The organism is Streptomyces sp. A012304, assembly GCF_026008495.1.
GTDB lineage: Bacteria > Actinomycetota > Actinomycetes > Streptomycetales > Streptomycetaceae > Streptomyces.
Map to the genome: position 1 here is coordinate 85,158 of NZ_BQUN01000098.1, position 11,366 is coordinate 96,523.

The 11,366-nt window shown below is 73.3% G+C and carries 8 protein-coding genes; 4 read left to right on the forward strand and 4 right to left on the reverse strand.

Features of this window, described 5'->3' with window-relative positions; all coding sequences use genetic code 11:
* Positions 1-89: 89 nt before the first annotated feature.
* The 4 genes from ALMP_RS23350 to ALMP_RS23365 form a co-directional block, all read right to left on the reverse strand.
* Complete coding sequence (locus ALMP_RS23350) at positions 90-2,573, reverse strand: DUF3488 and transglutaminase-like domain-containing protein (RefSeq protein ID WP_264931370.1); 2,484 nt, start codon at positions 2,571-2,573, stop codon at positions 90-92.
* Positions 2,570-3,955, reverse strand: a complete 1,386-nt coding sequence (locus tag ALMP_RS23355; protein WP_264931372.1) for a DUF58 domain-containing protein — start codon at positions 3,953-3,955, stop codon at positions 2,570-2,572. The genes ALMP_RS23350 and ALMP_RS23355 overlap by 4 nt, the downstream gene beginning before the upstream one ends.
* On the reverse strand, positions 3,955-4,989 hold the full coding sequence (locus ALMP_RS23360) for a MoxR family ATPase (RefSeq protein WP_264931374.1): 1,035 nt from the start codon (positions 4,987-4,989) through the stop codon (positions 3,955-3,957). The genes ALMP_RS23355 and ALMP_RS23360 overlap by 1 nt, the downstream gene beginning before the upstream one ends.
* 239 nt (positions 4,990-5,228) lie before the next feature.
* The gene (locus ALMP_RS23365; RefSeq protein WP_264931376.1) at positions 5,229-5,837 is read right to left on the reverse strand and encodes a carbonic anhydrase; all 609 of its coding nucleotides are present in this window, start codon (positions 5,835-5,837) and stop codon (positions 5,229-5,231) included.
* A 357-nt stretch (positions 5,838-6,194) separates the two neighbouring features.
* Here ALMP_RS23365 and rsmH point away from each other — a divergent pair, with 357 nt between their 5' ends.
* The 4 genes from rsmH to ALMP_RS23385 all read left to right on the forward strand — a co-directional run bounded on the left by rsmH (position 6,195) and on the right by ALMP_RS23385 (position 11,366).
* Positions 6,195-7,151, forward strand: a complete 957-nt coding sequence (gene rsmH / locus ALMP_RS23370; protein WP_264931378.1) for a 16S rRNA (cytosine(1402)-N(4))-methyltransferase RsmH — start codon at positions 6,195-6,197, stop codon at positions 7,149-7,151.
* A 72-nt stretch (positions 7,152-7,223) separates the two neighbouring features.
* The gene (locus tag ALMP_RS23375; RefSeq protein ID WP_264931379.1) at positions 7,224-7,676 is read left to right on the forward strand and encodes a septum formation initiator family protein; all 453 of its coding nucleotides are present in this window, start codon (positions 7,224-7,226) and stop codon (positions 7,674-7,676) included.
* Positions 7,677-7,681: 5 nt separating this feature from the next.
* Positions 7,682-9,637 (forward strand): peptidoglycan D,D-transpeptidase FtsI family protein, encoded by a 1,956-nt coding sequence (locus ALMP_RS23380; protein WP_375803523.1) that lies wholly within the window; start codon positions 7,682-7,684, stop codon positions 9,635-9,637.
* A gap of 208 nt (positions 9,638-9,845) precedes the next feature.
* On the forward strand, positions 9,846-11,366 hold the full coding sequence (locus ALMP_RS23385) for a UDP-N-acetylmuramoyl-L-alanyl-D-glutamate--2,6-diaminopimelate ligase (RefSeq protein ID WP_264931381.1): 1,521 nt from the start codon (positions 9,846-9,848) through the stop codon (positions 11,364-11,366).

The following is an 11,366-nucleotide window of genomic DNA, read 5'->3' on the forward strand; positions in this document are numbered from 1 at the left end:
CCCGGCACACAGCGGGTCGGCCCCTGGCCCCGGGATCTCTCCCGGGGCCAGGGGCCGACCCGTGTGCCCGCCTTGCCTCAGCCGGGCGGTCAGCCGCCCGTCTGACCGGACGGCCGGCGCACCAGGGCCGCCAGGCGGGCCGCACCGGCCGCCTTCAGCGCCGCCCAGCGGTCGGAGAGGTCCCAGACGGCGCGGACGGCTGAACGTGGCGCGACGACCGCCCGCAGCCGGGTACGCCGGTTGACCCGGGCCCGCAGGGCCGCACGCACCGTACGCACCTCCTGGGCGAGCCCGGCCTCCGCCCGCGGCTGCGGTGCGAACAGCACCTGCTCCACGGCGCTCGCCACCCGGTGCACCGAGCCGGCCGGCGCCTCGTCCAGCTCACCGAGCCGGACGATCCGCTCGGCCGCCCGCCGGGGCGTGAGCGCCTCGTCCGGGGGGATGCCGTAGTCCCAGGCCGTGTCGGTGAGCTCACGCCACACCGCCAGGACATGAGCGACGGCCGCCTCGGTGATCTCCTGCGACGGCACGTCCAGCAGCACCGCCGGCTGCCCGCCGTCGGTGTCCCCGCGCCGGCCAGGGCCCGCCCCGGGCACCGGGGCCCCGGAGTGCTGCGCCGAGGCCAGCCGCACCGAACGCCGTCTGAGCCGCCACAGCATCGGCAGCAGGGGCAGCACCAGCGCCGCCGCCCCCAGCACCGTCCATCCGGCGATCTGATACCAGGGGGTGCCACCGCCGCCCTGCTCCAGCGGGATCAGCGGCAGCGCGCTGACACAGCCCTCGACCTTCTTGTCGTCCGCCGAGCAGCTCGTGCTCGCCGACGGCTGCGCCGACGGGGCCGCGTCCGCGGAGCGCGAGGCCTGCGGCAGCTCGGGAACGGTGCTGCCCGAGGTGTCCGGCAGCGTGTACGTGGGCGTCGTGCCCCGGGTCGGGGTCGGTTCGAAGCGGGTCCAGCCCACGCCCTCGAAGTACAGCTCCGGCCAGGCGTGCGCGTCCTTCAGGGTCACCGCCACCGAACCGTCCGCCTGCGGGGAGCCCGGCGCGAAGCCCACCGCGACCCGGGCCGGGATGCCCAGCGTGCGGGCCATCGCCGCCATCGCGAACGAGAAGTGGACGCAGAAGCCCTGCTTGTCCCGCAGGAACCGGGCGATCGCGTCCCGGCCGCTGCCGACCTGCACCTCGGTGTCGTACTCGAAGCCGCCCGTCACCGCGAAGTAGTCCTGGAGGGCGACCGCCCGCTCGTAGTCGTTCGTCGCGTTCTTGGTGATCTCGCGGGCCGACCGCGCCACCACCGGCGGCAGCGAGTCCGGCACCTCGGTCCAGTCGTCGAGCAGCGACTCGGGAGCCTTCCCGGCGGAGGCCAGCTGCCGAGCCGTCGGCTGCACATCGAGGCTGTTGACCTCGTACGTCTTGCCGCGGGTGTTCTGGCCGTGGTCACCGACGAGGGTCATGCCGACCGGCTCGTACCGCCAGCGGCCGCTGACCTTCACACCACTCGGCGGGTACGGCATCGGCAGCCAGTCCTGGGCGTACCAGTCGGCGGCCGAGATCCGGGTCCTGACCTGCGAGCGCTTGACCTCCGCGCCCAGGCCGGCGGGCGTGGGGAACTCGTCCGGCACGGCGACGATCTGGCGCTTGGACGGCTTCCACGTGGTGCCGTCGAAGTCGTCCAGGGAGACGATCCGCAGATACAGGTCCGAGATGTCGGTGGTGCTGGTGCGCAGGGTCAGGACCGTGCGGTCCTCGTCCACGTTCAGACTGTCGCGCAGCGACACCAGGGGGTTCACCGCGGAGATCGTGCCCCCGCTGCCGTTGCCCGCGCCGACGCCGGTGCCGGCGCCGTCCAGCAGGCCGCCCTGGATCGCGGGCAGCGGCAGCAGCGGCACCACCAGGGCCACGCCCAGGGCGACCGCGCCTATTCGCCGCCCGGTGCGCACCGGGGCGACCGGACCCGCCGGGCCGCCCGGGCCGCGCGGGGCGCCGCCGAAGACCCGCCCCCACTGCGAGAGCCGCTCCCGGCCCTCGGCGAGCAGCAGCATCAGATAGCCGGCGGCGGCGACCAGGAACCACAGCCAGTCCGCGGCCCCGTCGGCGAGCCCGGCGGCGACCGAGTACAGCGCGAGCAGCGGCAGCCCGGCCGGGGCCGCGTTGCGGAAGGTCACCGCGAGGGTGTCCACCGCGAGGCCGATCACCAGCACGCCGCCGATCATCATCAGCCGGATGCCGTCGGACAGCGGGGCCGGGATCGCGTACCGCTCCACGTCGTCCACGCCCGCCTGGAGCAGGTCGCCGAAGTGCTGGAAGGCCTGCGGACCCGGAATCAGCCCCACCAGGGCGTGCTCCCGGGCGAAGACCAGGGTCAGCAGCATCAGCGTGACCAGCGCCTGGGCCAGCACGGTCAGCGGCCGGGCCAGCGGCACCCGCCGGGCCGCCGCGCCCACCCCGGACTGGACCGCCAGCAGGAACGTCGCCTGGAGGATCCAGGTGGCCGGGTCGACCAGCGGCAGCAGGGCACAGGAGGCCATCACCGTGGCCGCCGCCGAACACAGCGTCAGTCGGGCCCGACCGCTCACGCTCCCACCTCCCCGCCGCTCGTCCCGCCCGCCGTCACGACGCCGCCGCGCTCGCGGTCGGCCCGGCGCCACAGCTCGTTCAGCGAAGCGCCCCGCGGCACGCTCAGGGCCGTCCAGCCCGCCTCGCGCAGCATCCGCAGCCGCTCCTCCTGCCTGCTCATCGGTCCGGGCACCTCGTTCGGTTCACGGCTCCAGCTGTCGGCGTCCAGCAGGAAGGCGACCGCGCCCCCGCTGCGCTGGCGCATCTTCGCGGCGACCGTGGCCTGCTCCTCGTCGAGGTCACCGAGGAAGGCCACCAGCAGCCCCTCGTTGCCCCCGCGCAGCACGTCGTACGCGCGCGACAGGCCGGTGCCCTCGGAGTGGTCGATCACCGCGAGGGTGTCCATCATCAGCCCGGCCGCGTCCGCCGTCTCCTGGCTGGCCCCGGCGAACCCGTCGGCGCCCTCGCCGGGCACCGAGTTGCCCGTGTCGGTCAGCAGCCGCACGGAGAAGCCACGCTCCAGCATGTGCACCAGCACGGACGCGGTGGCCGAGACCGCCCACTCGAACGCCGAGTCCGGGCCCGCGCCGTGGTAGGCCAGGCCGCGCGTGTCCAGCAGCACCGTGCAGCGGGAGCGCTGGGGCTGTTCCTCGCGGCGCACCATCAGCTCGCCGTAGCGGGCGGTGGAGCGCCAGTGCACCCGGCGCAGGTCGTCGCCGTAGCGGTACCCGCGCGGGATCACGTCGTCCTCGCCGGCCAGCGCCAGCGAGCGCTGCCGTCCGTCGCCGTACCCCTTGGCCTCGCCGCTCAGCCGGACCGGCGGCAGCGCCTCCACCCGCGGGATGACCGTCAGCGTGTCGTACGAGGAGAAGGAGCGGGTCAGTTCGCACATGCCGAACGGGTCGTTCAGCCGCAGCTGGAGCGGGCCCAGCGGGTAGCGGCCGCGCAGGTCGGAGCGGACCCGGTAGGACACCTCGCGGCGGCCGCCCGCCTCCACCCGGTCCAGGACGAAGCGGGGGCGCGGGCCCAGCACGTACGGCACCCGGTCCTGGAGCATCAGCAGGCCCGTGGGCAGCCGCGAGACGTTGTCCATCCGCAGATGGACGCGGGCCTCGCCGCCGGCGGGCACGCGCGCGGGGGAGAGCCGGCGGCTGCCGGCCACCCGGTAGCGGGTGCGGTAGACGACGGCCGCGCAGACCAGCGGCAGCGCGGCCAGCAGCAGTCCGACCCGCAGCAGATCGGGCTGCCCGAGGACGTACGCGCAGACCGCGGCCGCGACGCCGGCGGCCAGGAAGGAGCGGCCGCGGGTGGTCAGACCGGCCAGGGCGGTGCGCACGGCTCCCTTCTCGCCGCGGGGCCGCTCGCCGCCGGTCTCGGCGGGTCCGGACCCACCGGTGGCCATCACAGCCTCCGCGGCGGCTGCTGGCCGTAGCCCTGCGTGCCGGAGCCCAGGCCGTAGCCGCGCTGCTGGGGCGCCGCGGGCACCGGGGTGCGCTGGAGGATCTCCTCGACGACCTGCTCCGAGGTGCGGCGGTTGAGCTGGGCCTGCGCGGTGGGCAGCAGACGGTGGGCCAGGACGGCCACGGCGAGGTTCTGCACGTCGTCCGGCAGCGCGAAGTCCCGGCCGCCGAGGGCGGCGGACGCCTTCGCCGCGCGCAGCAGGTGCAGCGTCGCGCGCGGGGAGGCACCGAGTCTGAGGTCCGGGTGGGTGCGCGTGGCGGCGACCAGGTCGACCGCGTACCGGCGGACCGCCTCGGCGACGTGGACGCCGCGGACGGCGTCGATCAGCTTCACGATCTCGTGCGCGTGCGCCACCGGCTGGAGGTCGTCCAGGGGGCTGACGCCGCCGTGGACGTCGAGCATCTGCAGCTCGGCCTCCGGGCTCGGGTAGCCGATGGAGACCCTGGCCATGAAGCGGTCGCGCTGCGCCTCGGGCAGCGGGTAGGTGCCCTCCATCTCCACCGGGTTCTGGGTGGCCACCACCATGAAGGGGCTGGGCAGCTCGTACGACTGCCCGTCGATGGTGACCTGGCGCTCCTCCATCGACTCCAGCAGTGCCGACTGCGTCTTCGGTGAGGCGCGGTTGATCTCGTCGCCGATCACGATCTGCGCGAAGATCGCGCCCGGCTTGAACTCGAAGTCGCGGCGCTGCTGGTCCCAGATGGACACACCCGTGATGTCCGACGGCAGCAGGTCGGGCGTGAACTGGATGCGTCGCACCGAACAGTCGATGGACCGCGCCAGCGCCTTCGCGAGCATCGTCTTGCCGACGCCCGGGACATCCTCGATCAGAAGATGCCCCTCGGCGAGCAGCACGGTCAGCGAAAGCCGTACGACCTCGGGCTTGCCCTCGATCACTCCTTCCACCGAACTGCGGACGCGCTCCACAGTGGCAGTCAGATCCGTCAGGCTCGCTCGCTCGTCATAGGTCGTCACCCGGCCCTCCTCGGCCCGTACTTTCTTCCGGGCCGACGCTTCCTGCGCTGCGGACCGGCCCACCCCGAATCACGGACGCCGCACACGAAAAACTCAGCGGCGTCACACCCGCATTCTTGCTGCCGTTACCGATTCGTGTCACTCGCCTGTGGACAACTGTCCGCGATATGTCGGGGTTATGGCCTTTTGGGTGCCCGGGGGCCGGAAATTAACAGCGAAACGACAGCGACGGCGAAAGGTCACGCCGGGTCGACCTCGCGCAGCAGGCCCGTCTTCACGTCGAAGACGAAGCCGCGCACGTCGTCGGTGTGCAGCAGGAACGGCGAGGTGCGCACCCGCTGCATCGACTGCCGCACGTCCTGGTCGACGTCCCTGAAGGCCTCCACCGCCCACGAGGGACGCTGGCCGACCTCCATCTCCAGCTCGGTGCGGAAGTCCTCGGTGAGTGCCTCCAGGCCGCAGCCGGTGTGGTGGATGAGGACCACGCTGCGCGTGCCGAGCTTGCGCTGGCTGATGGTGAGCGAGCGGATCACGTCGTCGGTCACCACGCCGCCCGCGTTGCGGATCGTGTGGCAGTCGCCGAGCTCCAGGCCGAGCGCGGCGTGCAGGTCCAGACGGGCGTCCATGCAGGCCACGACGGCGACGTGCAGGACGGGGCGGGCGTCCATGCCCGGGTCGGTGAACGCGGCGGCGTAGCGCTCGTTGGCCTCGACCAGACGGTCGGTCACCGTGTCGCCGTGCATGGCGCCCGCGGACTCGGTGGGTACGGATGCGGAAGTCGTCATAACCATGACATTACTGGTCACCGCCGATCCGGTCCTGTTGTGAGATGGGAAAAAGAGCGCCATCACGTCCCCTTTGTGAGCTAAGCCACAGGAGTGGGGAACGGGCGCCCGAGCGGGTGGTTCCCGCCCGTCCGCCGCTTCGCGCGGGGCCCGGGCACGACGCGCAGGCCGGTTGATTGACCGCGAGACAGGGTGGACTAAAGTGACGCGAAGCGGGAGGCGACACTCTCCCCGCTGGACTGAATTCCCCGTGAGACCCCGGCACGGCTGCCGGAATCTCCCCGCGTGCGCGGCGCGTACGTACGGCTCGGCCTCCTCCCGCTCCCGGCCGGCTGACGCTTCCGGCGCCGGCGGGCCTCCCCTTCACGAGCGGGCGGGGACCCGGCGGTGCGTACGGCCCGCCGGATCTGAGAGGGCCCCTTGAGCGCGAGTCGACATGTCCCGGTGATGCTCCAGCGGTGCCTGGACCTGTTGGCCCCCGCTCTGGAGCGGCCCGGGGCGGTCGTCGTGGACTGCACGCTCGGCCTCGGCGGGCACAGCGAGGCGCTGCTGACGCGGTTCCCCGAGGCGCGCCTCGTCGCCCTCGACCGCGACAAGGAGGCGCTGCGGCTCTCCGGTGAGCGCCTCGCACCCTTCGGCGAGCGCGCCACCCTCGTCCACGCGGTCTACGACGAGCTGCCGCACGTCCTGGACCGGCTCGGCATCCCGCGCGTGCAGGGCGTGCTGTTCGACCTCGGGGTCTCCTCCATGCAGCTCGACGAGGCCGACCGGGGCTTCGCCTACGCCCAGGACGCCCCCCTCGACATGCGCATGGACCAGACGACCGGGATCAGCGCCGCCGAGGTCCTCAACACCTACCCGGCGGGCGAACTGGTGCGCATCCTGCGCGCCTACGGCGAGGAGAAGCAGGCCAAGCGGATCGTCTCCGCGATCGTGCGGGAACGCGAGAAGGAGCCGTTCAGCCACAGCGCGCGGCTCGTCGAGCTGATCCGCGACGCCCTTCCGCAGGCCGCCAAGCGCACCGGCGGCAACCCGGCCAAGCGCACCTTCCAGGCCCTGCGCATCGAGGTCAACGGTGAACTCGCCGTCCTGGAGCGGGCGATCCCGGCCGCGGTGAAGGCCCTCGGCGTCGGCGGGCGGATCGCCGTGCTGTCGTACCACTCGCTGGAGGACCGGCTGGTCAAGCAGGTGTTCGCGGCCGGCGCCGCCACGACCGCGCCCCCCGGGCTGCCGGTCGTCCCCGAGCGCTACCAGCCCCGGCTCAAGCTGCTCACGCGCGGTGCCGAACTTCCCACCGAGGAAGAGGTCGCCGAGAACCGGCGGGCCGCCCCGGCGCGGCTGCGCGGGGCCGAGCGCATCAGGGAGGACGTCGAGTGAGAGACGCGCGGCGGGCGTTTCGGGGACACCCCCGGCCAGGTCGGTCCACAACTCCAACCCAGGGGAGGGCGAGTGAGTAGGAAACCCGAACTGAAGGGGAGGGCCGCCCGGCTCGCGCGTCTCTTCCCGGCGGGCCCGCGCCAGGCGGCTCGCACCCCCTTCGTCCTCCTCGTCGTCCTGCTCCTCGGCGGCGGCCTCATCGGCCTGCTCGTGCTGAACTCCGCGCTCAGCGAAGGCTCGTTCAAGATGGACGACCTCCAGCGGGACACCAAGAACCTCACCGACGAGGAGCAGGCGCTCCAGCGGGACATCGACTCCTACTCCGCCCCGGACGCCCTCCAGCGCCGCGCCCGCGAACTCGGCATGGTCCCCGGCGGCGACCCGGCCTTCCTCGACCCCGACGGCACCGTGAAGGGCGTCCCGTCGGCCGCCGCCGAGCGCTCCGCGGCCGACAGCGTCGTACGCCCGCCCGAGGCCCTCGAGACGGCCCCGCCCGCCCCCCTTCCCCCGACCCCCGGCAGGTGACGGAAGTGTCCGACAGGGAACCGCCCCGTCGACGGGTACCCGGCCCGGCCCGGGGCTCCCGGCCGGTGGCCCAGCGACGGCCCGGGCCCGGTGGCCGGCCGGTGCGGAGGCCGACGGCCCGGCCCGTCCCGCCCCAGGTCATCCGGCTCGGCAGCCCCCGGCCCCGGCTGCGCATGGTCGGGCTCGCGCTGACGCTCGTGCTGATCGCCTTCGTCGTCCGCCTGCTCCAGGTGCAGGCCGTCGACGCGAGCACGTACGCCGCCAAGGCGGAGCAGAACCGGTACGTCGGGCAGGTGCTGGCGGCCGAGCGCGGGGAGATCACCGACCGGGCCGGCATCGCCCTCGCGAGCAGTGAGGACGCCTACGACATCACGGCCGACCCGACGATGTTCGCCCGCAAGCAGCTGAAGATCGGCGACGGGCCGGAACAGGCGGCCGCGCTCCTCGCGCCGATCCTCGGGCAGGAGCAGTCCGACCTGGTCGCGAAGCTGCGGCCCAAGAACCCCGACACCCGCTACACCAAGCTCGCCAGCCGGCAGACGCCGCAGGTCTGGAAGCAGATCAAGGACCTGAAGTCCGCGCTCGCCACCAAGGCCCGGACGGACTCCGCCACGGTCAACGTCCTCGCGGGTGTCTTCTCCGTCCCCAGCAGCAAGCGCGTGTACCCCAACGGCGACCTCGCCGCCGGGATACTGGGCTGGGTCAATGCCGAGGGCAAGGGCGGCGGCGGCGTCGAGCAGCAGCTGAACGCGACCCTGGCCGGCAAGGACGGCAAGATCCGCTACGCCCAGTCCGGCGGCCGCCAGGTGCCCACCGCGGGCTCCACCGAGACCCCGGCCGTCCCCGGCTCCGACGTCGAGCTGACGATCGACCGGGACATCCAGTGGGCCGCGCAGAACGCCATCACCGAGCAGGTGAGGGCGTCCAAGGCCGACCGCGGCTACGTCATCGTCCAGGACACCCGCACCGGCGAGATCCTCGCCATGGCCAACTCGCCCGGCTTCGACCCCAACGACCTGTCGAAGGCCGACTCCTCGGCCATGGGCAACGCGGCCCTCCAGGACGCCTACGAGCCCGGCTCCACCGCCAAGGTCATGTCGATGGCCGCCGTCCTGGAGGAGAACGTCGCCACCCCCCTGACGCGCGTCACCGTGCCCAACCGGCTGCACCGCGGCGACCGGCTCTTCCAGGACGACATCGACCACCCCACCTGGTACCTCACGCTCAACGGAGTCCTCGCGAAGTCCAGCAACATCGGCACCATCCTGGCCACCGGCCAGCTCGGCAAGACCCAGGCCCAGGCCAACCAGGTCCTCTACTCCTACCTGCGCAAGTTCGGCATCGGCAGCCCCACCGGGCTCGGCTTCCCCGGCGAGACGAAGGGCATCCTCGCGCCGCCCGCCACGTGGTCGACCTCGCAGCAGTACACGATTCCTTTCGGCCAGGGCGTCTCCGTCAACGCGCTCCAGGCGGCCTCCGTCTACTCGACGATCGCCAACGGCGGCGTCCGCGTCGAGCCCACCCTGATCCGCGGCACCCAGGGCCCCGACGGGCGCTTCATCCCGGCCACCGCGCCCCAGAAGACGCGGGTGATCAGCCAGAAGACGGCCAAGACCCTCGCCCGGATGCTGGAGTCGGTCGTGGACGACGAGGAGGGCACCGGCACCAAGGCACGTATCCCCGGCTACCGCGTGGCGGGCAAGACCGGCACCGCGAACCGAGTGGATCCGGCCACCGGCAAGTACCGTGGCTACACCTCGTCCTTCGCCGGTTTCGCGCCCGCCGACAAGCCGCGCGTGACGGTCTACTGCGCGATCCAGAACGCCACCACGGGCAGCTACTTCGGCGGCCAGATCTGCGGCCCGGTCTTCAAGCAGGTCATGGAGTTCGCCCTGAAGAGCCTCCAGGTCCCGCCGACCGGGGCGAAGGCCGCGAACCTTCCGGTCTCCTTCGCCCCCTGAGCCCCCGCCCCCGACCCCAGGCCCGCAGTGTTCAGCGCCGAACCAGCCAGGAAACCAACCCGTGACCATGATCACCCCCGATCCCGGGAACCGTGCCCCAGCCGGGTCCCCGCCCGCGCCCTCACTTCGCCCCCGGGCGGGTACGCCCGGTACGCTCACCGCCGTGCCACACGCTGATCAGTCCCAAACCACCCAGAAGGGCGCACCCGTGTCTCATCCGGGACCGCCCAGGCCGGTCCGGGTCTCCGCCACACCCCTCGCGGAGCTCGCCGGCCAGCTGGGTGCGCACGCGCCGGAGCGCGCCGCCGAGGTCACGGGCATCACCCACGACTCGCGTGCCGTCCGCCCCGGCGACCTGTACGCCGCCCTTCCGGGCGCCCGCCTGCACGGCGCCGATTTCGCCGCCCAGGCCGCCGGCCTCGGCGCGGCCGCCGTGCTGACCGACCCGACCGGCGCCGAGCGCGCCGCCGCGACCGGCCTGCCGGTCCTGGTCGTCGACGACCCGCGCGGGCGGATGGGCGAGCTGGCGGCCACGATCTACGGCCACCCCGGCGGCGACCTGCTCCAGATCGGCATCACCGGCACCTCCGGCAAGACCACCACCGCCTACCTCGTCGAGGGCGGCCTGAGGACCACCCGCGCCACCGGCCTCGTCGGCACGGTCGAGATGCGCATCGGCGACGAACGCATCAAGTCCGAGCGCACCACCCCCGAAGCCACCGACCTCCAGGCCCTGTTCGCCGTCATGCGCGAACGCGGCGTCGAGGCGGTCGCGATGGAGGTCTCCAGCCACGCCCTGGTCCTCGGCCGGGTCGACGGCTGTGTCTTCGACATCGCCGTCTTCACCAACCTCAGCCCGGAACACATGGAGTTCCACTCCGGCATGGAGGACTACTTCCGGGCCAAGGCGCAGCTGTTCACCCGGAAACGCAGCAAACTCGGCGTGGTCAACCTCGACGACGAGTACGGCCGCCGGCTGGCCCGGGAGGCCGAGGTCCCGGTGGTCACCTTCTCCGCAGAGGGCGACCCCGACGCCGACTGGCGCGCCGTGGATGTTTGGGTCGGCCCGATGGACTCGACGTTCACCGCCGTCGGCCCGCGGGGCGAGCGGATCTCCGCCAAGTCGCCGCTGCCCGGCCCGTTCAACGTGGCCAACACGCTCGCCGCGATCGTCGCCCTCGCCGCCGCCGGACTCGACGCGCAGACCGCCGCCGACGGCGTCGCCGCCGTACCGGGCGTGCCGGGCCGGCTGGAGCGCGTGGACGCCGGGCAGGACTTCCTCGCGGTCGTCGACTACGCGCACAAGACGGACGCGGTGGAGTCCGTCCTGAAGGCCCTGCGCAAGGTCACCAAGGGCCGGCTGCACGTCGTGCTCGGCTGCGGCGGCGACCGCGACGTCAGCAAGCGCGCCCCGATGGGCGCCGCCGCGGCCCGGCTCGCCGACACCGCCGTACTGACCTCCGACAACCCCCGCTCCGAGGACCCGCTCGCGATCCTCGCGACGATGCTCCAGGGCGCGGCCTCGGTGCCGGCCCACGAGCGCGGCGAGGTCCAGCTCTTCGAGGACCGCGCCGCCGCGATCGCCGCCGCCGTCGCCCGCGCGCACGCCGGGGACACCGTGCTGGTCGCGGGCAAGGGCCACGAGCAGGGCCAGGACATCGCCGGGGTGGTCCGTCCCTTCGACGACCGCCAGGTGCTTCGCGAAGCTATCCAGCAGACCCAGGGATGA